At 67.4% G+C, this 24,187-nt stretch carries 18 protein-coding genes; 11 read left to right on the top strand and 7 right to left on the bottom strand.

All coding sequences use genetic code 11. The features are described 5' to 3' along the window. Positions 1–25 precede the first annotated feature (25 nt). From IPI67_04945 to IPI67_04920, 6 genes are all read left to right on the top strand, one after another. Complete coding sequence (locus IPI67_04945) at positions 26–1,738, top strand: hypothetical protein (protein ID MBK7579537.1); 1,713 nt, start codon at positions 26–28, stop codon at positions 1,736–1,738. Next, positions 1,735–2,211, top strand: coding sequence for a hypothetical protein (locus IPI67_04940; GenBank protein MBK7579536.1), 477 nt, complete (start codon positions 1,735–1,737; stop codon positions 2,209–2,211). The genes IPI67_04945 and IPI67_04940 overlap by 4 nt, the downstream gene beginning before the upstream one ends. Further along, positions 2,208–3,284, top strand: coding sequence for a hypothetical protein (locus tag IPI67_04935; GenBank protein MBK7579535.1), 1,077 nt, complete (start codon positions 2,208–2,210; stop codon positions 3,282–3,284). The genes IPI67_04940 and IPI67_04935 overlap by 4 nt, the downstream gene beginning before the upstream one ends. Before the next feature lie 13 nt (positions 3,285–3,297). After that, positions 3,298–4,014, top strand: a complete 717-nt coding sequence (locus IPI67_04930) for a hypothetical protein (protein MBK7579534.1) — start codon at positions 3,298–3,300, stop codon at positions 4,012–4,014. A gap of 53 nt (positions 4,015–4,067) precedes the next feature. Continuing rightward, positions 4,068–4,364 (top strand): hypothetical protein, encoded by a 297-nt coding sequence (locus IPI67_04925; GenBank protein ID MBK7579533.1) that lies wholly within the window; start codon positions 4,068–4,070, stop codon positions 4,362–4,364. A 140-nt stretch (positions 4,365–4,504) separates the two neighbouring features. Further along, positions 4,505–5,269, top strand: coding sequence for a hypothetical protein (locus IPI67_04920; GenBank protein MBK7579532.1), 765 nt, complete (start codon positions 4,505–4,507; stop codon positions 5,267–5,269). Positions 5,270–5,301: 32 nt separating this feature from the next. Here IPI67_04920 and hemL read toward each other — a convergent pair whose 3' ends face one another. The 3 genes from hemL to IPI67_04905 all read right to left on the bottom strand — a co-directional run bounded on the left by hemL (position 5,302) and on the right by IPI67_04905 (position 12,761). Next, positions 5,302–6,579, bottom strand: coding sequence for a glutamate-1-semialdehyde 2,1-aminomutase (hemL, locus tag IPI67_04915; protein ID MBK7579531.1), 1,278 nt, complete (start codon positions 6,577–6,579; stop codon positions 5,302–5,304). A gap of 54 nt (positions 6,580–6,633) precedes the next feature. Beyond that, positions 6,634–8,757, bottom strand: coding sequence for a hypothetical protein (locus tag IPI67_04910; protein MBK7579530.1), 2,124 nt, complete (start codon positions 8,755–8,757; stop codon positions 6,634–6,636). A 251-nt stretch (positions 8,758–9,008) separates the two neighbouring features. Further along, complete coding sequence (locus IPI67_04905) at positions 9,009–12,761, bottom strand: protein kinase (protein MBK7579529.1); 3,753 nt, start codon at positions 12,759–12,761, stop codon at positions 9,009–9,011. Positions 12,762–12,996: 235 nt separating this feature from the next. Between IPI67_04905 and IPI67_04900 the strand changes: the two genes are divergently transcribed. The 3 genes from IPI67_04900 to IPI67_04890 all read left to right on the top strand — a co-directional run bounded on the left by IPI67_04900 (position 12,997) and on the right by IPI67_04890 (position 17,511). Beyond that, positions 12,997–14,265 (top strand): serine hydroxymethyltransferase, encoded by a 1,269-nt coding sequence (locus tag IPI67_04900; protein ID MBK7579528.1) that lies wholly within the window; start codon positions 12,997–12,999, stop codon positions 14,263–14,265. Beyond that, on the top strand, positions 14,265–15,260 hold the full coding sequence (locus IPI67_04895) for a hypothetical protein (protein ID MBK7579527.1): 996 nt from the start codon (positions 14,265–14,267) through the stop codon (positions 15,258–15,260). Before IPI67_04900 ends, IPI67_04895 begins: the two co-directional genes overlap by 1 nt. Before the next feature lie 148 nt (positions 15,261–15,408). Continuing rightward, positions 15,409–17,511 carry a serine/threonine protein kinase gene (locus tag IPI67_04890; protein MBK7579526.1) on the top strand — a complete coding sequence of 701 codons (2,103 nt, stop codon included), beginning with the start codon at positions 15,409–15,411 and terminating at the stop codon, positions 17,509–17,511. Between the two features lie 34 nt (positions 17,512–17,545). On the opposite strand, the gene IPI67_04885 is transcribed toward IPI67_04890, so the two are convergent. Beyond that, complete coding sequence (locus IPI67_04885; protein MBK7579525.1) at positions 17,546–18,874, bottom strand: N-succinylarginine dihydrolase; 1,329 nt, start codon at positions 18,872–18,874, stop codon at positions 17,546–17,548. 10 nt (positions 18,875–18,884) lie between these two features. Then, positions 18,885–19,850 carry a hypothetical protein gene (locus tag IPI67_04880; protein ID MBK7579524.1) on the bottom strand — a complete coding sequence of 322 codons (966 nt, stop codon included), beginning with the start codon at positions 19,848–19,850 and terminating at the stop codon, positions 18,885–18,887. A 111-nt stretch (positions 19,851–19,961) separates the two neighbouring features. On the opposite strand from IPI67_04880, the gene IPI67_04875 reads away from it, so the two are divergent. Then, a complete protein-coding gene (locus IPI67_04875) occupies positions 19,962–21,152 on the top strand; it encodes an alanyl-tRNA editing protein (protein ID MBK7579523.1) in 1,191 nt (396 codons plus the stop codon). A gap of 43 nt (positions 21,153–21,195) precedes the next feature. Here IPI67_04875 and IPI67_04870 read toward each other — a convergent pair whose 3' ends face one another. Further along, positions 21,196–22,125 (bottom strand): MerR family transcriptional regulator, encoded by a 930-nt coding sequence (locus IPI67_04870; GenBank protein ID MBK7579522.1) that lies wholly within the window; start codon positions 22,123–22,125, stop codon positions 21,196–21,198. Positions 22,126–22,204: 79 nt separating this feature from the next. On the opposite strand from IPI67_04870, the gene IPI67_04865 reads away from it, so the two are divergent. Next, the gene (locus tag IPI67_04865; protein MBK7579521.1) at positions 22,205–23,320 is read left to right on the top strand and encodes a triacylglycerol lipase; all 1,116 of its coding nucleotides are present in this window, start codon (positions 22,205–22,207) and stop codon (positions 23,318–23,320) included. A gap of 21 nt (positions 23,321–23,341) precedes the next feature. On the opposite strand, the gene IPI67_04860 is transcribed toward IPI67_04865, so the two are convergent. Continuing rightward, on the bottom strand, positions 23,342–24,139 hold the full coding sequence (locus tag IPI67_04860) for a dioxygenase (protein ID MBK7579520.1): 798 nt from the start codon (positions 24,137–24,139) through the stop codon (positions 23,342–23,344). Positions 24,140–24,187 lie beyond the last annotated feature (48 nt).

The following is a 24,187-nucleotide window of genomic DNA, read 5'->3' as shown; positions in this document are numbered from 1 at the left end:
GGCGTCCCTGCTTTGCTCGCGGGTTGTGAAGCAGCGGGGGCGGCGGCACTTCGAGTGGCTCGGGCTCGCGCTTCCCCTCACTCTCGGGTTGCTCTCGTTGCTCTGGCCGCGCACGGCTCACGCGGCCAGCGCGGACGAGGAGTTCAACGCTTGTGTCGACAAGTACCTCTCCGCGGGCGGCGGCAGTTTCACCTGCACCATCTGCGGCGTCGAGGCCGGTTGCACGGGAGATAGCTGCTACTGGGGCAGCCTGAAGGGCTCAGCCAACGACATTGGCCCGGTGACGTCGGTTGGCACTCAGCTCTATTGCCTGAACCGCGGAGGCACGGCGGTCACGGGCGCCGGCCCGATTGCCATGCAGGGGCGCGGCTTCGACGGGGCGCTCCGCGACATGAAGAGCGGCGCGACCTCGTTGCAAGTCGGCGGGCTGCTCGAGTACGCGAGCCTGGACAAATTCTCTCGCTACGGAGCGGCGGTGCCGTTCGCAAAGCAGTTCGACCTGGGGTCTCCGCGGATGGACCTCAGCGTCGGAGGCAACCTGCTGTTTTCCAGCAGCGAGGTGCTTCAGCAATTCGGGTTCAACGCACGCCCGACGTTGCGACAGTTTCGGGGCGAGCCGGGGCAGATGCGCCACGTGCTCGCAGGCGCGGTGCCTCTGCAGCTCGTGCTCAACAAAGGCGATGGGCTCGACAGCGCGCTCTCGTACCACGCGGGCCTCGGGGCAATTGCGGGACTGGTCGACCCATCGGGCAAGCTCGGTGTCGGCCTCACGGCAGACGTCCTGTACGAGAGCGGAATTCAGGTCCCGTTTCAGCTCGTGGGTCGCTACAGCATCGGGTTGTCCGGTGGCCACGACCTCGGGCTTCAGGCCGGCTTCTCCAGCGACGCCACCGCGACCGGTGGTGTGCTCGACGACTTGCAACAGAACGTGATGGCCGGTTACGACGCCGGAGATTTTCTCTACGGCGCCCAGGTCTTCCGGCAGGGCAGCGACGCTTGGGTCTTTGCCCTGGGCGTGAGCCACATGTCTCGAGCGGCGGCGCTTGCCCACGGCACCGACGAGGCCTACCGAGCGGGTGGCACCGAGCCAGGTGGGACGAAGCCCGCGCCAGGCAAGGCCGGAGAGCCGCAGCCGATCACGGCGCTTTTGATCGTCGACGCGGGCGACGCCACCGCGAGTGCGGTGCTGCGCGCCGTCATCACGCGCATGCTCGCGAAGCGACGCATCACTCCGCGCTCGAAGGTCGACGCTGACCGGGCGATGAATCAGAGCGCGCCGGGCGTTGCGGTGGTCGATTATGGACCGAGGGAGCTCGGTGAGCTGCGGCGCGCCTTGTTCGTGCCGCTGGTGATTCACGTGCTCCTCGCGCCCGCTCCGGCAGGGCAGCTGCGCGCCGACATGCGGGTCGACGCCGCCGGCATGTCCGCGCGCCGCTCGCAGGTCGTGCCGGCCGCCGGCGCAAACGAGGCGGTTGCGACAGCGCTTTCGGAGATCCTCGCGCAGCTCGGTAACGACGCACTCGGAGCACGGGCCGTCGAGCTGCCCGCCCCGCCCCCGAAACCCGAGCCGCCCCCGCCCCCGAAACCCGAGCCGCCCCCAGCAACCGATCCGGATGCCGGTGCACCCAGCGATGCGGACGGTGGCGCGCCGCCCGGCGATCCGGCGGGATGCACGAAGGACACGGATTGCAAAGGTGATCGGGTGTGTGAGAGCGGCAGCTGCGTGAGCCCGAAATGAAGCCCCGTCGTTCATTGCGTCGGCTGTTCGCGCTGACCCTCTTGGTTGGGGTCTCCGCCCTGTACGCAGGCTGCGGCATCATGTTCGGCGACGTCGATGATTCGTGCAGCGGCTCCTGTTCTGCCATCACGGACTGCCCCATCCTCGCCTGTGGTTGTGAGAACAAAGTCACCCGAGTCGGCTTGGGGTGCTCGACGGTCGGGGGCTGCTGCCACGCGCGAGGCAGCATCTGCCAAGACGTCTGCGAAGGGCACGGCGGTGTGGCCAAGGTCGACGACCTCACGTGCAAAGCCACCAGCGACTGCTCGTCGTGCGCGGGTCCGATCTGCAACTGCTGGGACGGCAACGACATCCGAGGAGCCTGTGTCGGATCGAGCGGTGCAGCGTGCTGCCTCAGCGGAGTCAAAGACTGGGAGGCGCTGTGCCACGGGTTCTGCGCCAACCACGGCGGGCTCGAGGGAGTGACGCAGTGAGCTTGCGGCGCGTTGCACGGCTCAGCCTGGTGTTTCTCCTGTGGGCGGGTGCCCTCCCGGCCCAGGGCGGCAAGGCCAAAGAGCCGAAGCCGAACTCCGCAAGAAAACCTGGCGCTGCGGCGTTGCCGGAAGCATCACCGCCTGCAGAACCACCGGCCGAGGAACCCGCGCCCCCGCCCGATCCCCCGCCCCCGCCCGAACCCCCGCCCCCACCGGAACCCCCGCCCCCGCCGGAGCCCCCGCCCCCGCCGGCTCGTCCACCAGCGAGCGGCCCGCCGGTCTGGGTCAACTTGAAGAACGGCACGTCGATCAAAGGTCGAGTCGTCAGCTCCGAACCCGGACGCATCGCCATCATCGAGACCGAAGACGGCTGGGAGCTGTCGTTCAGCTGGGATCGAATCGGGAGCATCAGCGCCGAAGCTCCGCAAAAACCTGATGCGCCGCGCGGGCAGCCGGTGACAGCCGAACCAGCCGAGCCAGCCAAGAAGCGGGGTCGTGTCGGCCCGCGCGCGGGGGCCAGGCTCGGCGTCGGGTTGCCGTTTGGCAGCGTGAAGGACGGTGACGGCAAGGAGCTGTCGCGAGTTTTCGGCACGAACGTCTCACTCCAGGGCGAGCTCGGGTTTCAGGTGTCACCAGCTGTCTACCTCGGCGCCTACGCGGCCTACGCCATGGGCAGCCCAGGGACCGATCGCGCAGGCATGTGTGAAGCGTACACCTGCAGTGTGTACGGCCTCCGACTGGGCGCGAACTTCACGGTCGCGTTCACCCCCGACCAAGACGCGTCCGTGTGGCTCGGATACGGCGTGGGCTGGAGCGCGGACGAAATCGACATCGAGCGACCCGAAGGCAAACAGCAGTTTGCCCTCGGTGGCGTCGACTTCCTGCAGCTTTCCGGCGGCTACGACTGGAAGCTCGGCGACCACTTCAGTGCCGGTCCGTTCGCGGCGTTCAACGCGGGCATGTACCTTTACTCGGTGAAGGGTCTGGACGGCATCGGGAGCGCCGACGAGGTGAAGGATCCCAAGCTGAAGGGTTTCTTCGTGTTGGGCGCGCGGATGGTGGTGAACCCATGACAGGAACTGCGTGATGGCGGGGCGAGACTTCTCTGTGCTCGGGCGAGTGTCGGCGCTTCTGGCAGTGCTCGGCTGCGCGGCGCTGGGCGCGTGCGGCGGCAGCGACAAACAGGGGAGCTGCGAGCACGAGGGCCAAGAGATCTACTGCTACTGCACGGACGGCAAGAGCGGGGGGCAGACGTGCCAGAGTGATGGCACGTACACGAAATGCGATTGCACCGGCGGCGGCTTCGGAGGCTCGGGTGGTTTTGGAGGCTCGGGTGGTTTTGGAGGCTCGGGTGGTTTTGGAGGCTCGGGTGGTTCCGCCGGGTCGTCGCTGTATCCCAGCGAGGGCTCTCTGTGTTCGCTCGATGGCGGACTGCGCTGCGGTGCGCCTTCGACAACGGGGGAGGCGACCAAGATCTACTTTTGCGACGGGTCCTCCTACTCCGCCGTGTTTGCGTGCGGGTTCGGCCAGGACTGCGTGAACGTCACCACGGGCACGAGCGTGAACTGCAAAGACGGCGTGACGACCACCTCCTACGCCTACGACTACCAACCCTGCGCCTCGGAGCAGGCGGCCGCGTGTGACTTCAGCAAGGGCACCGTGTTGCTCTGCTCCGGTGGGAGCTGGTCTCCATCCGAGACTTGCAGCCCCGGCGGCTGCGGGCACGTTCAGCCCGGGTGGACCTCCGGCTCCGGCTATTGTCCGGCCACCTCGACCTACGGCTGCACGGTCTGCCTGTACTGAGCGCGTTCGCGCGGTGGCTCGCGGCGCCAGACAAAAGGCGCTAGGCTCCCTCTGTGCCGCCCAAGGACGGATCGGGAAAGCTCCCCACGTTCTCGCGCAGCGCCCGAGGCATGCTCAGCAAGGCCGAGGACGTCGTGATCGAGAAGGCGAAGGACAACTGCGCCGCGGTCCCCGATCTCGGCGGAGTCGACGGAGTGTTCCCGGCGCAGCACTGCTCGCACGGCAGTCACGGCAGCCACGGCAGCCACGGCAGCCATGGCAGCCACGGTTCGCACGGCAGCCACGGCTCGCACGGCAGCCACGGCTCGCACGGCAGCCACGGCTCGCACGGCAGCCACGGCTCGTGGTGACGCAAGGCGTTTGGTTCCGCGAAGTGCCACTCTGTGCCAAGCCCGGAACTCGACAGGCTGCGCGACTCGTTGGTTTCTGGCAGGAACGTGAAAGCCGATACCGCGACGTTGCAGGCATGGCCGTTGCAAACCGGCGCCGAATGAGAAGTGCTTCGTTCGCTCCGGCCCTGTGTTTGTTGATCGCCACGCTCGCCACGCTCGCGTGCTCCGGGAAGACCGACGACGCCGCCACCGGAGGCGCCGGTGGGTCGGGCGCTGCGGGTGGTTCGGGTGGCGCGGGTGGCGCTTGTGACCAGGCAGATGTCGCGTGCCCCGCCGATAAACCCTTCCCAGGTTCGTCCTGCGCTGTCACCGAGGCGTGCAAGTACCCGGTCGGCGACGGCATGAACACCTGGACGTACTCGTGCCCGGCGGGTTTCTGGATCGCCGACGCCACGTGTGAGGGCGCCATCGGCGGAGGCTGCCCGGTTCCGCCGCTCGTCGAGACTTGCAGTGATCCATTCAAGGGCAAGGCCTCGCAGACCGAGGTGGAGCTCGGTATCGCCGATCCGACGCAGCCCTTCGAGCCGCTGAAGGATGGCGCGGAGCTCGCGATGATCTGGGGGGGTCAGGGCAGCCCGATGGTGAGCTTTCGTGTTCGGGTGGCCGGCCTCGACGCAAGCTGTGTGAGGTTGGACACGACCCTGTCCATCGGGGGAAAACCCGCCGCCTCGACGCCCAGCGCCGTGACGATGCACTGCGGTGAGTCGCTCGGAGTCTTCAGCATCTTCCCCATGGAACAGGTCAGCTGCGAGCCGCCCTACACGAACAGCGTCGTCCTCGACATCAACGTCGCAGTCGATGGCGTCGGCAGCGTGAAGAAGACCGTGAAGGTGGAGAACCCCGCCTGCATGTTGCCGGGTTGACGCGTGCAAGCAGCGCGAACTGCGGCGAGAGGTCAGCCGGCCAGCGCTTCGCGCGCGGCCTTCACGGTGTTGTCGATGTCCGCGTCGGTGTGAGCCGTGCTGATGAACGCCGCCTCGAATTGCGCAGCGGGCCAGTAGATGCCGCGCTGGAGCATGGCGCCGTGCCAGCGACCAAAACGCTCGCGATCACACTTGTCCGCGTCCACCCACGAGCGCACCGGCCCCGGGTGGAAGAACAACGTGATCATCGAGCCGACTCGCTGCACCGAGCCGACAGTCTTCGTCTCTTTCAGCGCCGCGACGAGCCCCGCCTCGAGCCGCGCTCCCAGCGACTCCAGCTTTTCGTACTGAGCTTGGCCGAGCTCCGCCAAGGTAGCGAGCCCGGCGGTGACGGCCACCGGGTTCCCGCTCAACGTGCCGGCCTGATACACCGGGCCGACGGGTGCGATCTTCTGCATCACGTCGCGTCGGCCGCCGTAGACGGCGAGCGGCATGCCACCGCCGACGACCTTTCCCAAACAGGTCAGGTCCGGCACGATGCCAAAGCGCTCTTGGGCGCCACCTCGCGCAAGACGGCAACCGGTCATCACCTCGTCGAAGATGAGCAGCGCGCCGGCCTCGGTGCACACGGCCCGCAAGGTCTGCAAGTAGCCTGGTTCCGGCGGCACACACCCCATGTTGCCAACGACCGGCTCGACGATCACGGCGGCGATGCGCGAGCCCGACTCGGCGAACAACGCCTTCAGCGCGGCCGGATCGTTGAACGACAGGGTCGCCGTGTTCGCGACCACACCCGCCGGGACTCCAGCGCTGTCGGGGTTACCAAAGGTAGCGGCTCCACTGCCGGCCTTGACCAAGAGCCCGTCCGAGTGTCCGTGGTAACAGCCGTCGAACTTGACGATCACGTCGCGGCCCGTGAACCCGCGCGCGACGCGCAGCGCGCTCATCGTAGCTTCGGTGCCGCTCGACACGCAGCGCAGCATCTCGATGCTCGGGTAGCGCTCGATGACGGCTTCGGCAAAACGCACCTCGAGCTCCGTCGGCGCGCCAAACGAAAACCCGCGCTCGAGCTGGGCCTTCACCGCCTCGATCACCTTCGGGTGCCCGTGCCCCAAAATCGCCGGCCCCCATGAGCCGACGAAGTCGACGTACTCGCGTCCGTCGGCGTCCGTCAGCCGCGCACCCTGCGCGCTGGCGATGAACGGCGGGTGTCCGCCGACGGCACGGTAGGCGCGGACGGGGCTGTTGACCCCTCCAGGCAACAGGCGCTCGGCGCGCGACAAGAGCTCGGTGGAACGGGGTCCGGTCATGAACGGCTGACTAGCGCGAATTGCGCGCCCCGTCACCGGGCATTGCCCTCCGGCTCACTGCGGGACGTTCGGCGTGCAGAAGCCACCGAGGCACTTTGCGCCGGTACCCGTGCAGCAGTCGCCATTGCCAGCGCACTTGTCGCCGACCTGCGAGCAGCCGGACTTCTCGCCGCACACCTTGCCGCCGCTGGTGCCCGAGTCACCGGTCCCCGGGTCCACACAGAAACCTTCGCAGCACTCGTCGCCGGTCTCGCAGGAATTTCCCAGGGGTTTGCAGGGATCGAGCGCCCAGAAGCCGCGCTCGTTCTTGCTCTCGGTTTGGTTGGGCAAGAAGAACGGCGGGTGGCTGGGATCGCTCGCGCCGCTGGGCGAGATGGCCGCGACCCAGAGCTGTTTACGCACCTGGCCGCCCTGCTGCAGGTTGCCGTACTCACGGATGCTGGTGAAGACGACCCAGTAGTATCCGCCCGCGGGGATCGGGAGCGCAAAGGGTTCGTAGTTGTGCTCGCTGTCGCTGGGCACGTTGCCCGTGTTGGCGTTCACGAGCTCGACGTGGCCCTTGTTCGCGATGTCGATCAGGTTGAGGCGTCCATCCCCCGAGCCATAGGTCCCGTTGGCGTCGGTGGTCGCGAGCATGCCTCCGTAGCTCGCGTAGAACTTCGTGCTCTCTTGCAGCACGATGAGGTTCGAGTCCGGCAAGAAGGTCGAGTACTTGGTGATCTTGCCGCTGGCGCCGTTGTCGAGCACGACCTGGCGGTTGGTGAAGGTGAGAGTGCCCGTGGGGCCAGCGGTCTCGTCGATGCTGGCATCCATGACCTCGATGGCGCGCATGACGCTGCCCGGAGGGCTCGTCTCGCCGTGGCCTTGGGTGAAGGCGTAGCGCTTGCCGTCGTGGGAGAACACGGGCAGGTAGGCGCTCACGTCGGCGCCGAGGCCCACCACGGTCGCCGGGTCGAGCTTCTTGCCGACCGGGTCCACCTTCCAGGCGAGTTGATTCACACCGCCCCAGAAGTTGTCCTTGCTGCGCATGACGTACTTGCCGTCTGGCGCCCAGGTGCCGAACGAGAGCCCGCGAGTGTCACCGCCCAGCCCCGGTGGGGACTGGGAGATCTGCGTGGCGTTGCCCGTGAGATCGACCTGATACACGCCGCTCTCGGCGCTCTGCACGTTGACCTCGGCACCCGTCGACAGCATCTGGCCGTTGGCCGCCACCGAATGGCACACCACGCAGCCTTTTCTCACCTGAGTTGCGGCACCTTGATTGCCCGGGCGCGCGGCCCACAGGCCCAGGTTCGGCGCCTCGTAGGTCATGTAATAGACGACACCCTTGAGGGAGCCTGGCGCTGCGACGATCTGGATCGCGTAGGGGCCGTAGGCCTGCCCGCTCGCAGCCTTCGTGACCTCGACGGAGAGTTTGCCGCCCGCTGCGGTCGAGAGCGCCGCGTTCCAGACGTCCTGCGGCACGGTGAAACGAGGCGTGGCCGGCGCGGCCACCTTGTAGAAGCCCTCCCACGTGAAGAGCGGCGCGCTGAGCTTCACCTTCGCGTCCACCGGCGCGACGCTGCCAGCGCTGACCATCACCAACGGAGCGAGCAGCCCCTTCGGCATCACCGTCTGGTCGTACGGATAGAGGAACTTCGTGGGGTTCGGTCCGGGATCTGCCGAGGGTGCACCCGAGAGCGCGACTTTATTTGCCGGGTCGACGGTCGCGTCGACGTCTTCACTGAGCTTCACCTCGATGGTGAGCTCTGCGCTCGCCTTCTTGCCACCGTAGTCGGCGGTCACCGTGACTTTGCCGCCGGTGATCCCCGTCGTCGTCACGAGCCCTTGTGAGTCGATGGTTGCGAGGTCGTAGCTCGACAGCGTCCAGCTGGCGGACACCTGACCCGAGCCGACGAGCGCCTTGAACGGCTGACTCTGCGGTGAGTTCTTGGCGGTGATGGTCAACGTCGCCGTGGCGGGCTCGACCTTCAATTCGCTGACGGCGCCGTCGAGGTTGATGCCGCCGCCCGTGCCGCCGCCACCGACGCCGCTGTCGTTCTTCCCCGCTCCACTGCCGCCGGAGTTCGCATTGGAAGCGGTGCCGCCGTCATCCCCGCCGCAGCCGACGAAGCCTGCCAGGGCGCAGGCAAGAACGAGGAACCACAACATGCCCCAGCGACGGATCGTGCTGCCCATTAGCGAAGAGTACGCGCAGAAAGCGCCCGCGCCGAGGGCTTACAGGGCTGGCGGCTTTTTGAAGTGAGCGTGGTTGGAGTGACACGCCGCCCGCGGGCGACCAATCCGTTCTTCGGCACTCGCCCGCGGCTGAAGCGCCGGTACCTGTCCCGGACTCCCGGACCCTGTTGATGACTCCTCTTGCGCCGGCTCGGCTGCCATCGGGGTGATGGTCGGTGGCACGTTCTGCACGTCGGTCGCCGCTCGCACTCTCAATCCTGAACTCTTCGCGACCGGTCGTTCAACAACGCCCGCCACGCCTCAATCCGGTTCTTCGCGTGCTCCGGCCATTTCTTCCGGCTGAGGCGGCCGAGCAGGTGCGGCGTGTGATCGCCCGCGCGGCTGCGCTCGCCGAAGACCTCGGCCGCGGCCTCGAGGGACTCGTAGGCTTTGTCGGCGTCGCCGCTCTCGATGTAATACCAGGCTTGCGTGAGCAGGTAGTGCTGGCGCGGCTCCGCCTCTTGCACGGCGATCGCAGCGGCCTCCATCAACTTTGCGTGCGCGCCTTCGAGGTCGCGCCGCGCGAGTGAGATCTGGCAAGACAAGAGCGTGGTCTCGATGATGCCCCAGGGGTCCCGCATCTGGGTGTACACCGCAGAGGAGAGATCGGCGTGGATCTCCGCCATGTCCAGGTCGTCGGTGTCGATGCCGATCATGGCCAAGAGGCGCTCACACGCCGCATGGCCGCGGGGCGTGCGCAGGGCTTCGAACGCCGTCAGGGCCTCGAGCGCCCCGAGCTCCGCGCTGTAGAAGTTCATCAAGCGGTGCTCGACGTGCGACAGCGAGGCGTTCGCTTGGGCGATGCCCAGGCGGTAACCCGCCTTCTCGAACTCGGCGCGCGCCTCGAGCGTGAGCCGACGCGAGCGCTCGGTCACACCCTCGGAGTGATCGATCCACGAGAGCAAGAGCAGGCACTGCCCGCGGCCCAGCGGCTGGCCGAGCTCTGCGAAATGCTGCTCACCTGCCTGGATCACCGTGCGGCCGCGATCGTAGTTGCCGAGCAAGTATTCGATCTCGCCGATGACCGCCTCGCTCTGGGCCATGCCCAGCACGTTGCCGAGCTCCGTGAAGATGTCGTGCGCCTTCGTGGCAAGCTCCGCGCCCTCGACGCTGTCGCCCTTCTCACTGGCCAGGTGTCCGAGCAGGCGCAGGCAGTTGGCCTGGTTCTCCTTGTCGCCGAGCTCTTCGAACGCCCCGCGTGCGATCTCGGCGTGAGTCGTCGCTTCTTCCGGACGACCCAGGTGGCGCTGCGCTTCGGCCGTCCAGCGGTGTTTCAGCGCCAGATCACGGCCCGCTAGATGCCCCTTCAAGAGCTCGAGATCGGCCAGGGTCGAGAGCGGCTCTCGGGCGGTGTTCCAGGCCTTGGCGAGCCAGTCGAAGATCAGCTTGGCGGCCAGCGCGGGCTCGGAGGCGTAGAGCATGTTCGCGGCCCGCTGGCGGATGATGCGCCGCTGGTTCGCCAGCGGATGGCTGCTGAGCGCATCCGACGCGGCCATGAAGATGTCGCGGGCATCCGGCCGCTCCATCAGTCGCGACAGCAGGTGCTCCTGCAACAAGGCGTGCGGCCAGTTGTAACGACCTGCCCCGCGCGGCAGGATGATTTCAGCGTTCTGCAGGCTGACGATGGCGTCGTCCGCGGCGAGGCCGAGTCGCAATAAGAGCGAGTGGAGCACGCCGCGGCGGATGTCACCGCCGACACTGGCCACGGCATAGGCCGCCAATCGGTGCGCCTCGGGCATGGCTTGCACGCGGCTGTCCCACAGCTCTGCCGTGGTCTGCGGTCGGACCGTGAGCACCGCCTCCGGCACGCGGTACACCCCCTCGCGGATCTCCATGTTGCCGGCCAGCGCCCAGGCGTGCAGCTGCTGCAGCGCGAACAGCGGATTACCGCGGCTGCGACGCGCGGCCTCCTGCACCGCCGAGTCGTCGAGCGGCAGCGAGGCCCGCAGCAACGCCGCCGTCGTCTCCGGTTCGAGCGGTTTCACGTCGATGACGATGCCGTTCATCGCCTCGCGCAGCTGCCTCAGCTGTTCGGCCTGCGGTGTCCCGAGCTGTACGTCTTCCGAGCGCACGGTCGCCACCATCACGATGCGCTGATCCGGCTCTTCTTGATGCACCCGGAGCAGACCTTCGAAGGTCGTCTGGCCGGAGTTGTGAAGGTCGTCCAGGAAGAACACGAGCGGACGCCCGCGCGCGATGCGGCGCAGTGTGTAGCGGATCACCAGCCGCCGGGTCTCGAAGCTGTCGAGGGTGAAACGAATGCCGCTGGGTCCGACGGGCTGATCCGGGGCGAGGGGACGAATCCACTCCGCAGCGCCGGCGACCCAGGCGCGGCCGTTTTTGTCGTCGGCGTTGACCCGCCAGCGCAAGAGCAGCGATTTCTCGATGGTGTTGCGATCGGAGCGCTCGAAGTTGAAATACTGAGTGACGCCGCCGAGCATGCCGTCGAGTGGGCTGCGGATCCGCCGATAGCGCGCGCGCACCGGGATCATGGTGCCTTCTTCGTGCACGACCTCGCACAGCCACTCCGCAATGCGGCTCTTGCCCACGCCGGCGGGCCCAACCAAGATCACGAGTCGGTGTGGATCACCGATGCCCTCGATCACCTCGTCGCACACCTCGCGTAGCACCCGCCGCACGTCGTCACGGCCGACCAGCGGACTCGGTCGAATGCTGAGCAGGCCGGGCGCACGTTGTGCAGCGGCGGGCGCGAGCCCTTCGGTCTTGCCCCGGGGTGGACCGGACATGCGGGTCGTCGGTGCCGGCGGGCTCGCCGTTTTGTGAGGCAGCGAAGGGAACGCGTAGACGCTGCCATCCAGGTCCGGATCCGGGCGCCAGGCGCTCCAGGCGGCGCGCGCTTCGCTGGCGAACTCCCAGCGATCCCAGGGGCGCTTGGCCAACAGTCGCTTCACGAATGCAGTGACCGCCTCCGGAGCCTCGATCGCGAGCCGGAGCTCCGGGACCTTCTCGAAGGCGTGCAAGCGCAACAGCTCCTTCGGGTCGCCGCTGAAGACGCTGCGCCCGGAGAGCAGCTTGAACAGGATGCAGCCGAGCGCATACAGATCCGTGGCGCCGCACACGTGGTGCATCTCGTGCTGAATTTGCTCCGGTGCCATGTAGCCCGGCGTGCCGGCGCCAGCGTGGGGCGCAAACTCCATCGGTTTGGCGCCGTCGAGGCGTTCGTCGTGTGGGTCTTGTTTGAGCCAGGCCAGACCGAAATCGAGGATGTGGATCTTCGGCGGGTTGCCCGGCACCTCTTCGACCAACACGTTGGAAGGTTTGAGGTCGCCGTGGATGATGCCGCGAGCGTGTGCCTGAGCGAGCGCACCCAAGATCTGGTCGAGCGCGTGCCAGATGAGCTCGAAGCGGTTGGCGGTCTGCGAGAGATCGTGCAGCGATACACCCGTGACGAGGTCCATCGTCAGAAATGGCGTGCCGTCCTTGAGCTGCCCGAAGTCGCGTGCGCGCACGATGCACGGGTGGTCCAGAGCGGCGAGCGCACGCGCCTCTTTGTAGAACCACATGATGTACTCCGCCGCGAGCTTGCTCTCGGGCGGAATGACACGCTTGAGCGCGACCTCGGCGTCGCTGGTGATGTCTCGGCAGCGGTAGACGATGCCCATGCCGCCTTCGCCGAGCACACTGATGACCTCGTAGCGGTCCGCCAAGAGATGCCCGGGCAGGACTGGGCTGGGTGTGCCGAGCGGGGTGATCTCGTGCAGCGACACACTGAGGATGGAGCCCTCTTTCAGCGAGGCGGCGCTGGGGATGCTCGGCGGTGCGCTCGATGGCTCACTCTCCGGCGCGGCCTCCACAGGCGGCGGATTCCCGGACAGGTGCGACGCCGCATGGGGAATGCCGTCGCTCGGCGGCGGCCGCGAGGTCTCGGAGATCTCCGAGCTCTCGGGCACGGCTACGCCCGCCGCTGATGCGGGCTTGCCCTGCGCGTCGCCGCCGTTGGACATCCCTTTCGCTCGCTTCTCCGAATTAGTCCGAACCCGCTGCCCTGTGAGGCTCCCCCGACGAACCCGCGAGCGCGCGAGTGTATTCACCGAAATCCCCGCGTCGAGCACCGGGGACAAGAACCCGAGCGTACCTGATTTCTCTATTGCTTGCCAGGGGTTAGCCAGGGGGCCGGAAAACACCCGCGGTGCAAAGCCGGCTTTTCGCAGAAGGCGAACGGGCATATGCCCTCCCACCATGAACGCCGCACGTGCCCACCATCAGCCCCCGCTCGCCGAGACCGACCCCGAAATCGCGCGCCTGATCGACGCCGAAGAGCAGCGTGAGATCGAGAAGCTGCGGCTCATCCCCAGCGAGAACTACGTCTCACGCGCCGTGCTCGAGGCGACGGGTTCGGTGCTCACCAACAAGTACTCGGAAGGGTATGCGGGTAAGCGCTACTACGAGGGGCAGCAGATCGTCGACCAGGTGGAGAACCTCGCGGTCTCGCGGGTCAAGGAGCTGTTCGGCGCGGAGCACGTGAACGTGCAGCCTTACAGCGGCAGCCCCGCCAACCTCGCCGTCTATCTCGCGTTCTGTCAGCCCCACGACGCCATCATGGGACTCGGGCTGCCCGCGGGCGGCCACCTGACCCACGGGCACAGCGTCAGCATCAGCGGCAAGTACTTCAAGAGCATCCCGTATGGGGTGAGGGAGAGTGATCAGCGCATCGACCTCGATCAGGTGCGGGCGCTCGCGCGCGAGCACAAACCCAAGATCATCTGGTGCGGCACCACGGCCTACCCGCGCACGCTGCCGTTCGCCGAGTTCCGCGCGATCGCCGACGAGATCGGTGCCAAGCTCGTCGCTGACATCGCGCACATCGCCGGGCTCGTGGCGGGCGGTGCGCACCCGTCCCCCATCGGCATCGCCGACGTCGTCACGACCACCACCCACAAGACCCTGCGCGGACCTCGCGGGGGCATGATCCTGTGCAAGGCGGAGCACGCGAAGGACATCGATCGCGCGGTGTTCCCCGGGTTGCAGGGCGGTCCCCACAACCACACGACGGCGGGCATCGCCGTTGCAGCCAAGGAAGCGATGACGCCGGCCTTCAAGACCTATGCCCAGAATGTCGTCGCCAACGCCAAGGTCCTGGCGGAGGCGCTCGCGAGCCGTGGCTTCCGCCTGGTCACCGGCGGCACCGACAACCATCTCATCTTGGTCGACCTGACCCCGAAGAACGTCACCGGCAAGGTCGCCGCCCAGGCGCTCGATCGCGCGGGGATCGTGGGCAACTACAACTCCATCCCGTTCGATCCGCGCAAACCCTTCGATCCCTCGGGCCTGCGCATCGGCACGCCTGCCATCACCTCCCGGGGCATGGGCAAGGATGAGATGTTGAAGCTCGCAGCCTGGATGGATCAGGTCGTTGCCGCCCCGGGGGACGAACAGCTCGTCGCGCGCGTGGCCGGCGAGGTGAAGGAGATGTGCCAGGCCTTCCCGCCGCCCGGCATCGCCGTGTGATGCGCGCGACCTACGCGCTTCCGACCCTGGTGTTCGGTTTCTTGCTCGGCGGATGTTCGAGCGACGAGCCCGCGGACAGTCCGGCCTTCGTGGTCGCGACGTTCAATACCGGAACGACCACGGGCCTGGGTCATGACTCGCCCCCGGACGACGGGTACGGTTCCGCGCAGGCGAAGATCTCCGATCAGTACTACGGGGACGGACTCGCCTGGGCGAAGGTCATCGCGGACACGCGAGGGTGGTTCCAGCAAAACCCGGTGGACGTCGTCGGTTTCCAGGAGATCTTCCACCCCGGCGAGTGCAACACGGTGCCCGCAGAAGCGAAGCCGGGTTTTGTGTGCGAGACCTGGCAGCCGGGCGATCCCACGGTCGCGCAGACCATCGTGGGTGAGGGTTTTCAGGTCGCGTGTAACGTCGGGCACAGCGACAAGTGCCTGGCCGTGAGGAAGAGCTTCGGCAGCATCGCCGGCTGCGACGCAGATCTGTGTCTCGATTTCCTCCGCGGCAGCGAGGTGAACGGCTGTGGCAAGGGCTCGCGCATCGGTGGCGCCGTGATTCAGCTCGCAGCGGGTGGAAACCTGACGGTGGTGAACGTGCACGGCTCATCCGGGCTCGCTCAGTCAGATCAGGACTGTCGTGCGCTGCAGTTCTCGCAAGTCTTCATCGATGCGGGGGACGGAGCGCCGGCGGCGAACGGCGCACGCAACGTGATCTTTGGAGACTTCAACACCGACCCGGGTCGGATGGCGGATTTCGACGAGAGCGCCGCCCTGGTCAACGAATACACCGGCAACGGCAACCCGTTCCATTTCGTCACCGCTGTCGGAGCCGAGGCGCCGCCGACCTACGCGGGGCTGTTCGACATCGACCACGTCATCAGCGACGCGTTCTCCGGCAGTTGTTTCGTGGCCGGTCTCAGCGAGGGGCATGCCGCCGTCACCGAGACCGTTTACTTTGACCACAAACCGCACGTTTGTCGGCTTCACGCCGAATAGCGCCGGGCAGCGGAAACTTCGCACCCCTGCGCCGGATCGCCCACATCCCCCTTCCTGTTTGCTGACCGGTGGGTAGAGCGCTGGAGCGGACCGCGTAAGAAGTGACCCGCCCCTCGGGCGTAAATGGCTTAATCTGAAGCTAGCACTCATGCGTGTGGGATCCGGCTCTACCCGCCCCCAATTGGTTGGGGACTACCTGCTCGAGCGACTGCTCGGCGTCGGGGGTATGGCGGAGGTCTTCGTTGCGCGCCGCCAGGGGCCCCACGGGTTTCAGAAACGCGTCGCCATCAAACGCATCCTGCCGCAGCTCGCGCACGACCCGCGGTTGGTCGCGATGTTCTGTGACGAGGCTCGCATTCAAGCGTCCCTCAGTCATCCAGGACTGGTCGAGGTGTTCGACTTCGGCGAACACGCTGGCCTGCCGTTCATCGCCCTCGAGTACGTGGATGGGCTGTCGGCGGCGGAGCTGATCGCTCGCATCGCCGCGCGCCGCCGCACCGTCGAGCTCGCTCCCGCGCTCTACATCATCCGCGAGGTGCTCGACGCGCTGGCATACGTTCATCGGGCGACTGACGAGGACGGGCGTCCGCTCGGCATCGTGCATCGTGACGTCGCGCCCAGCAACGTGCTCTTGGGTCGGCAAGGCCAGGTCAAGCTGGGCGATTTCGGGATCCTGCACTCGACCGCCATCGACTCGCGCACCGTGCCCGGGGAGATGAAAGGCAAGGTTGGCTACGTCTCCCCGGAGCAGGCGCTGGGCATGCCGCTCGATGGTCGCAGCGATCTATTCTCGGCCAGCATCGTGCTGGCGGAGTTGCTCATCTGCACCTCGCTCTTCGGCGGCGAGACCGAGATCGACGTGCTGCAGAGCCTGCACGGCGGTGACCTCTCCCGCTTGCGCGCTGGCGCAGCAAACATCCCGATCGAGGTGCGGGAGATCCTCGCCAAGGGGCTCTCGCGGTGGCCCGAGCAGCGCTACCAGAGCGCCGAGGAAATGGCCGCGGCGGTCGACGCGACCGCCCGCCGTCTGGGCCTCTCTTTGGGCGCCCACGTGCTCTCGGAGTGGCTGTTGGATCTCGGGCTGGTGGCGCTGTCGAGCGATGTGCAGCAGAAGCCTGCGCCGATCGCGCGCAGGCGCCCGCTGAGCGACGATCAGTTCTTCGAGACGGTGAAGCTGGCGCCGGGTGAGAGTGAGCGACCGCCGCCTTCGATCTTGGCCGCGCTCGCCAAGCTCGTGCCGGAGAACGACGCCCGCCCACCGGATGAGCTGGCGCATGCGGTGAGTGTGCCCTCGCCTGGCCCCCGAAGCGAACCGGAGGTGAGCTATCGCATCCAGCGCGCGGGCGGCGCGGTGATGGGGCCGTTCCGACTTGCCGACGTGCTCGAGATGCTGGCCACCGGTCGCCTCTCGATCGACAGCGCTGCATCGCGCAACGGCGGAGCGTTTCTGGCTGTGCCCTCGTTGACCGAGCTGTCCCGCATGCAGTCGCGCCCGGCCTATCGTTTTCACGAGCCCATCGCGCTCTACACCCAGGAACGCTGGGCGGTGCGGCTCGAGCACACCCCGGGCCTGCTCTTCGACATTGCGCGGCGCCGACGCACGGGCATGCTGTGCGCCCGCCGCGGGGCCGCCCAGGTGCGTTTGTGGTTCGTCGACGGTGAGCCGGTGTTTGCTTCGTCGACGGATCCGCGAGAGTTGCTCGGTGCGCGTCTGGTCGCAGACGACGGTGCGAGTCAGCCAGCGGTGAACGAAGCCGTCGAACATGCCTGGCGCCGGGGTCGCATGCTGGGCGAGGTTCTGATCGAACGCGGGCTGGCGACCGAAGATCGCGTCGCCGCCGCGCTGCGCGAACAGACGTGGAGTCGCCTGGTGGCGCTGTTCCGCTTCCGTGTGGGCGAGCTCGCCTTCGTGGACGGCGCGCGCCATGGAGACGCCGTGCTCGCCCTGCCGCCCCGGCTGGCGTTCGTTGCGAGCGCGCTTCTCTCCGCGTACCGACCGGACGAGGTGGCCTCCGTGCTCGAGACAGTGGAGCGCGTGGGTGGGGTGTCGGCTGCGCCGCACGCCGAAGCAATTCAGAAGGGACTCGAGCTTCCGGCGCCTGAGGCTGAGGCTCTCTATTTGGCTCGCCGCGGTCGCGCCCTGAGAGGATTGATGCAAGAGGGCGTGCGGAGCGGCGCCTTCGACGTCCACGCTGCCCGTCGTGCGGTGTTGGTGGGTCTCGCCTCGGGTGCGCTCCGCTGGCAAGACTGAGCGAGACCAAGGTGAACGTCGCTCAGTCGATGACCTACGTGGCGTCCGACTGGAACTCGTAGATCGAGCCCAGCTCGAGGATCTGCGTGAGCTCGTCGAGCGCGGTCAGTCCTTCCTGGTGAAGTGCAGGATCCCGGAGGTCGTCGAGGGTGAGCTGGTCGCGGTAGTGTTTCTCGACCCAGCGCACGAGCTCCCGGTCCAGCGCCGCGTCGAAGAGCACACGCCCCGAGAGCGACACACGCTCCGCTTCAGTCAGCGAAACGGCGAGGCGCAGACACGCGGGTCCGCCGCCGTTTTTCATCGAGGAGCTGACATCGACGAAGTGCAGCTGGTCCACCGGCGTGGGCTCCGCCACCACACGATCGAGGAAACGTCGCACCGGTCCCGGCTGCTCCGCTTCGCTCGGCGCGACCAGGGCGAGCCGCCCGTCATCCAGCTCGACCAGCTCGCTGTTGAAGGGATACAGGCTCACCGCGTCGGCGAGGGGTATCTCGCTCTCGCGGGCGAGTGAGACGACGAGCTCGCCGCCCAGCTTCTCCCGCAGCGTCTCGATGACGCGCTCGACATCGAGGAACGCGCGTTCGTGCAGCATTAGGAAGCGTCCAAGACCCAAAGCCAGCACGTCGGTGTGAAAGGCGCCCGCGTCGATGCCGAATGGGTCTTGCTGCGGAAACAAGGCACGATCGCCAGTGATGCCGTGCAGACGCGCGAGGGCCGAGCTGGCTTCACGGGTCTGCCGCGCGGGGTGCACGCTCGGCCCGACGGCGGCTTCGAGCACGGCTCGGCCCCACGCAAACAGGTGAACGGCGCCGCGGGAGGTCTGAAGGCGGATGTGATTGGCTGCGCCCTCGTCCGAGAACAGATCGCTGCCTGGGAGCGGTTCGTGCACGACGAATCGCGGGTCCGAGAAGATGCGCCGCAGGATCGCGAGCGTAGTGTGGGCCTCGATGCTGCGGTGAAACATGCTCGAGAGGTTCGCGACCGTCAGGTGCACTCGCCCGTCCGCGGTGTCACACGAAGGCGCGACGGTCGCCGCGTTGGCGGTCCACATGGCCGATGCGCTCGAGACGGTTCGAAGCAGTGCGCCGTCGTCGGTGCCGCAAGCGTCCCGGATCACCTCCGCGTCCGACCCCGAATAACCAAGGCGCCGCAGGGTGAAGAGATCCGGGCGTGGCTGCGGCGGCAAGATGGCTTGCGCCGCACCCAAGCTCGACAGCAGGCGCATCTTCGCGAGGCTCTGGAGGGCTGCCGCTCTGGGATTACCCGGTTCACCAGCGTGGCGCGTCGCGGCCAGATTTCCTGCGGACAGCCCCGCATGGCCGTGGGTCGGTCCAGGCAGCCCGTCGAAACACACAACACGCATGCCGCACGCCTCAGCAGCCCGAAGGCGCGATGAGAAACGCCGTGTCACCCAGGTCGTCGGTGACGTTGCCGGCGCTGCCGAAGTCCTTGTTGGCCCATGGATCGAACCCCATCAGACTCGGCTCCGTCCAGCCGTTTGCCGTGGTGACGAAGCCGTTGGCGGTCAGGTCGTTGGTGAGCGGTGCGCCCGGTTCGCCGGCGTTGGCGAAGGGTTGGGTGGCAGGGCTCGGGTTCAGAGTGCAACCGCCGAAGTCACAGATGAAGTTTGCGTCGCAGGTGCCCTCGTCGGTGTAGCCGCCATGTTTGTTGACGCTGGCAAAGACCACCGGAAAAGCCTGCCCGCTCTTGTCTGCGGTCTTGCACGGGCTGCAGCCCGGGAGGCTGCCGCAGGTCGTCGTTTTTTCGCACAGTGTGCCCTGGTGTGAGATCGCGCGCAGCGCCAGGATCCCAGCAGGGGTCGGGAGCTTCGGATCGATGACGGCGCCGAAACCTTCGTCGTCCCCGACGTGACCGGTTGCGCCGCAGTCGTTCTCGTAGAGCACGATGTACCAAATTGCGATCTTGGTCTTGTCCGCCGGGTGGGGAGTTGCGCGGAAGAGCACGCCGCTCCGCGGACACTTGTCGTCGGGCGCGATGGAGTAGAAGGGAAAGTAGGCTTGGGCGACGGCGAGCTCGGTGTTGTCGTCGAGGCCGTCGCCGTCGCCGTCGACGAAGCCCGCGTCTGCGTCCGCGCCGCCGTCCGAGCCGGCCGAACCCGAGCTGCCAGCGGTTCCACCGCCCGCCGGGCCACCGCCGGTCGCGCTGGTCCCGCCGCCAGAGGTTGCCCCTCCACCTCCTGCCGCGCCGCCGCTCGCCCCGGCGGCGCCGCCGCTGGCCGATTTCGCCGCGTCCTCGCCGGAGCCGCAGGCGCTGACGCCGACCGCGGCCGAGAGCGCAGCGCCACTGAACCAACCGAGCGACAACGTCCTCCGCACCATGCCCCGAGTCTATCCCGAGAAGCGCAAGCGCGCCGCGGTCGGTTTTGCAGTGCTCGGCCCGGCGTTCCGAGCGGGCAACAGGAGTGCGCAGGTCGTATAGTCCCCGTGCACATGCCCACTGCACGGCTCTACTTCGAAGACCCGCTGGCTCTCGAGTTCGAAGCAACGGTCGTGGCGCACGGCAGCCACGAGCATCGCCCGTCGCTGATCCTCGATCGCAGCGCTTTTTATCCGGAGGGTGGCGGTCAGCTGCCGGATGGCGGCTCGCTCGCGGGGCACCCAGTCGTGGACGTGCAGGTCGACGAGTTGGGCGTGATTCATCACGTGCTCGCTGGTGCGCTGCCGGACATCGGGGCGAAGGTGCAGGGCACGGTCGACCGCGGACGGCGCCGGCGTCACATGGCAGAGCACACCGCGCAGCATGTGCTGTCGCGCGCGCTCTTGGAGGTGGCTGGCGCAGAGACCCTGTCGGCCCGCCTGGGTGAGAGCGCCTGCACCATCGACGTCAATCGCGCAGAGCTCCCGGATGCCGAGCTCGAACGGGCGGAGAGCCTGGCAACGGCCATCGTCGACGACGATCTGCCGGTGCGCGGTTTTTTCCCCACTCGGGACGAGCTCGCCGCGTTGCCGCTCCGCCGGGCGCCGAAGGTCGAAGAGCTGATCCGGATCGTTTCCATCGGCGACTTCGACTTCACGCCTTGTGGCGGCACTCACTGCACACACACCGCCCAGATCGGTCTCTTGCGGGTCGTCAGCACCGAGCGCTACAAGGGCGGCACCCGTGTGACGTTCGTGGCCGGCTCACCTGCCCGAGAACTACTGGTGAACGAGTCGCTCACGTTACGCGCGCTTGGCAAGAGCTTCACCTGTGGCCCGCTCGACGTCGGAGGCGCCATCGAAAAACTTCGCCGGGAGCTGGATGGGGCCCGAGACGATCTGGGCAGGATGCGTGCGTCGCTCGCCGAACGCTGCGCTCGGGAGCTGGCAGCTCAGGCGGCTGCGACGCTTGCCCCGGAGCTGATTGCGCGAGTCGACGGCGCCAACCGCGCGCTGCTCGCCAGTATCGCGGCGCGCATCACGGAGCGCCCGGACGCGGTCGCGATTCTCGCGGGGTCGGAGCACGATTCCATGCCGCTGTTCGTGGCTCGCGGCGCGCACAGCCGCTTCGATTGCGGCGCATTCGTCAAACGACTCGCACGGGCGGCCGGCGGTCGAGGGGGTGGGCGGCCTGAGCGAGCGGAGGGGAGTTTGCCCTTGGATTTCGCGTTCGAGATCGGCGCCCGCGCGGCGCTCGCTGGTTGATTCAACGGAGCACTCGTACGAGGGAAGGGCGGCTGAGCGCGACTCAGTCCCTCGCGCGGACCACTCTGTCGAGTGCCAGGTCGAGGTCTTCGAAGCGTGTGATCCGCTCGAGTCGCGGATGTTCCAGCGCGACGTTCTTCGAGTGTTTGCCGCCCAACCAAATCCAGGTTCCCGGCGAGAGGGCGCCAAACATCCACTCGACGCCATCGCGCACTGACTCCAGCTCTGCGCTCGCAGAGACGCTCAGGCCGACGACGCGCGCGTTCGCGTGGCGGGCCGCTTGAGCGATCTGGTCCGCCGGAGTGTCGATGCCAAGCACGCGGGGGGTCGCGCCGGACAACGCCAAATAGAGCGCGGCCATGTCGAGGCCCAGTCCGTGCCGCTCACCGGGCAACGTGGCCAGGAGCACGACGGGATCGCTCGTCGCCCCTTCGTACGCCGAGCTCATCACGCGCAGCTGCGTCGACAACATGCGGCTGAGCAAGTGCTCGTGTCGGACCTCGAGCTTGTGCGAAGCCCAGGCGTCTCCGACCCGCTCGAGCAGTGGAGCACAGACTTCCTTGATGAAGCGCTGGGCGCCGAGCAGGTTGGCGCGCTGGCGCAGTTCGATTTGCAACGACGCAACGTCGTCCCGCTCGAGGCACCCTATCAGCGCTTCGATCGAGGACGAGGCCGGTGCGCTGTCTTGTCCCGTGGTAGCCGTCGACGCGAGCAACGCCGACAGCTCGTCGTGGGTGCGCGAGACGACCTCGCCGGCGCGGTAGCCCGCCTTCAGGCTGCGTGCGACGAGCATCAGGCGCTCGACATGCTCCTGAGAATACATGCGCACGCCCGCGGCATTGCGCTCCGGGTTCGGGAAGCCGTAGCGCCGCTCCCACATGCGCAGCGTGTCCGACGATAGGCCGGTCAAACGCGAGGCGACCCGGATCGAGTATCCCGACCGCGCCCCGTTGGTCGCACCGCGCTGACCCATGGCTCTCCGCTTAGTTCCGCAGGTCGACCCGTCAAGCCGGGTTTGACCGGGCAATCGCCCTCGGTGATGCTTGGGGGGCATGCGCGGGTCCTTCCGGGTGTCGGTAATCGCAGCGGCGCTGGTCGCCGGGCTCAGCGCCGCCAGCGCCTGCGGTGGGGGTGACTCGGTGGAAGAGGGCTACACGGGCAGTGGTGGCAGCAGCTCCGGGGGTGCACCGTCGGGCGGTAGTGGTGGCACCCTGGCCTCCGGCGGTTACTCGGCGGTGGGCGGCCAGCTCGACGCCGGCCCCGATGTGGACGCCAGCCCCAAGCTCGGACCGCCCTACCCCGTGGTGCTCGCCCACGGCTTCTTCGGCTTCGAGAAGTTCGCGGGTCTCGACGCGATCACCTACTTCTATCAGGTGCGGGCCGAGCTTGCGGCCAAGGGTGAGCCGCTCGTGTTCACGCCTGCCGTCGATCCTTTCAACGACTCGACGTTCCGCGGGGCGCAGCTGGAGGCGGAGATCGAAAAGATCCTCGCCCAGACCGGCCACGCGAAGGTCAACCTGATCGGCCATTCACAGGGTGGGTTGGATGCACGCGTCGTGGCTCACGACCGCCCCGACCTGGTGGCGAGCGTGACGACGATTGCAACGCCCCATCAGGGCACACCCATGGCCGACGTCCTGCTCGGGCTGGTCGCCGATTCCAGCTCTCAGAAGCTCATCGACTGGCTGGTGAAACAGATCGGCTACGCTTTGTACGACACGACGGGCAAGAAGACCTCGCTCTGGAAGCCGCTCGAGCTGTTCTCGAAATCCGGGATCGCCGCCTTCAATCAGACCTATACGGACCGCGCTTCGGTTCGGTACTGGTCAATCACCGGTCGCAGCGATTTCAAGCTGGCGGAGATGGACTGCAAACCCGACAGCCAGGTCCCGTTCATCGAGAAATACAATTTTCAGACTGACCCCATCGACGCGTTGCTGTTGATCACCGAGGCTTACCTCGATGGGGGGTTGGCGCAGCCGGACGCCAACGACGGTCTGGTGCGGGTGAAAGACGCAAAGTGGGGCACGTTCCTGGGCTGTGTGCCCGCCGATCACCTGGACGAAGTTGGCCAGCTCTTCGGCGATTCGCCCGGCATTGGCAACGGCTTCAAACACAAGGAGCTGTACGTCGCGCTGGTCGAATACCTGCGGGCGCAGGGACTCTGACGCTCGCGCGGGCTCCCCGGCTCACGCCAAGACTACGTCGAAGCCGACTTTGTACTGCTTGCCGCCACCAGGCACCGGTTCTTCCACGAGCGGTCGGATCAACGAGGCCTTCACGAAGGGGTCGCTGGCGATCCAGGGATCCCCCTCGAAGTAGAGCTGGGTGGTCAGCGCCGTTCCGTCCGCATGGCTCACCTTGTAGTGGATGTGGCGCGGGCGATACGTGCTGCCGTTCAGGTACAGGCCGGGCAAGATGGTCTTGAGCTCGTAACGTCCCTGGGCGTCCGTCTTCATGCGGCCGCGCAAGACGAAGCCGACGCCGTCGTACACCCCGGCGTCGTCCGCCTGCCATACATCGACGATTGCGTCGGCGAGCGGTGTGACGCAGTCGCAGCCGTACACGGTTCCACTCACCCAGAGCAGCGTCCCGGGTTTGCCGTCGGAGATGTCGGCGCGGAACGGCGCGTCGGCTTTGTAATAAGGGCCCAGGATGTTGTCGTCGGTGACCTTGCAGCCGGCTGTTGGCGTTTGTTTGCAGCTGAGGCCCCCGCTGCCTGCGAGACCGCCGCTGCCCGCCGCTCCACCACCGGCTACCCCGCCGCTCGCTCCGCCGGAGCTCGTCCCGCCGAGGTTGGTCGTGCCGCCGCCGCCGGCGGCCCCACCGCTGCCGCCGGGTGCCCCGCCCGCACCCCCGCTTGCCGTGGGCTCAGCGTCGCCCGCGCCGCCACATCCGATGACAACCACCCCGGAAGCGAAGGTGCCGAGGGCCTTGCGGCGGGTGATCTTGTTCTGGACCCGAGGTGTGCTGCGCGGGGCTTTCATGTCCGTCAGCATGCGGATCTGCGGGCGCTCGGGCCATTAGAATGATCC

Source organism: Myxococcales bacterium (assembly GCA_016706225.1).
GTDB lineage: Bacteria > Myxococcota_A > Polyangia > Polyangiales > Polyangiaceae > JADJKB01.
Note: the sequence above shows the minus strand (reverse complement) of the source record. Positions and strands in the feature narration are given on the sequence as shown.

What these genes read in the sequence shown, in the direction of transcription:
- IPI67_04940 (MBK7579536.1), top strand. Translation starts at nt 1,735, where the DNA reads ATGAAGCCCCGTCGTTCATTGCGTCGGCTGTTCGCGCTGACCCTCTTG.
- IPI67_04930 (MBK7579534.1), top strand. Translation starts at nt 3,298, where the DNA reads ATGGCGGGGCGAGACTTCTCTGTGCTCGGGCGAGTGTCGGCGCTTCTG.
- IPI67_04920 (MBK7579532.1), top strand. Translation starts at nt 4,505, where the DNA reads ATGAGAAGTGCTTCGTTCGCTCCGGCCCTGTGTTTGTTGATCGCCACG.
- hemL (MBK7579531.1), bottom strand. Translation starts at nt 6,579, where the DNA reads ATGACCGGACCCCGTTCCACCGAGCTCTTGTCGCGCGCCGAGCGCCTG.
- IPI67_04910 (MBK7579530.1), bottom strand. Translation starts at nt 8,757, where the DNA reads ATGGGCAGCACGATCCGTCGCTGGGGCATGTTGTGGTTCCTCGTTCTT.
- IPI67_04905 (MBK7579529.1), bottom strand. Translation starts at nt 12,761, where the DNA reads ATGTCCAACGGCGGCGACGCGCAGGGCAAGCCCGCATCAGCGGCGGGC.
- IPI67_04900 (MBK7579528.1), top strand. Translation starts at nt 12,997, where the DNA reads ATGAACGCCGCACGTGCCCACCATCAGCCCCCGCTCGCCGAGACCGAC.
- IPI67_04895 (MBK7579527.1), top strand. Translation starts at nt 14,265, where the DNA reads ATGCGCGCGACCTACGCGCTTCCGACCCTGGTGTTCGGTTTCTTGCTC.
- IPI67_04890 (MBK7579526.1), top strand. Translation starts at nt 15,409, where the DNA reads ATGCGTGTGGGATCCGGCTCTACCCGCCCCCAATTGGTTGGGGACTAC.
- IPI67_04885 (MBK7579525.1), bottom strand. Translation starts at nt 18,874, where the DNA reads ATGCGTGTTGTGTGTTTCGACGGGCTGCCTGGACCGACCCACGGCCAT.
- IPI67_04880 (MBK7579524.1), bottom strand. Translation starts at nt 19,850, where the DNA reads ATGGTGCGGAGGACGTTGTCGCTCGGTTGGTTCAGTGGCGCTGCGCTC.
- IPI67_04875 (MBK7579523.1), top strand. Translation starts at nt 19,962, where the DNA reads ATGCCCACTGCACGGCTCTACTTCGAAGACCCGCTGGCTCTCGAGTTC.
- IPI67_04870 (MBK7579522.1), bottom strand. Translation starts at nt 22,125, where the DNA reads ATGGGTCAGCGCGGTGCGACCAACGGGGCGCGGTCGGGATACTCGATC.
- IPI67_04865 (MBK7579521.1), top strand. Translation starts at nt 22,205, where the DNA reads ATGCGCGGGTCCTTCCGGGTGTCGGTAATCGCAGCGGCGCTGGTCGCC.
- IPI67_04860 (MBK7579520.1), bottom strand. Translation starts at nt 24,139, where the DNA reads ATGAAAGCCCCGCGCAGCACACCTCGGGTCCAGAACAAGATCACCCGC.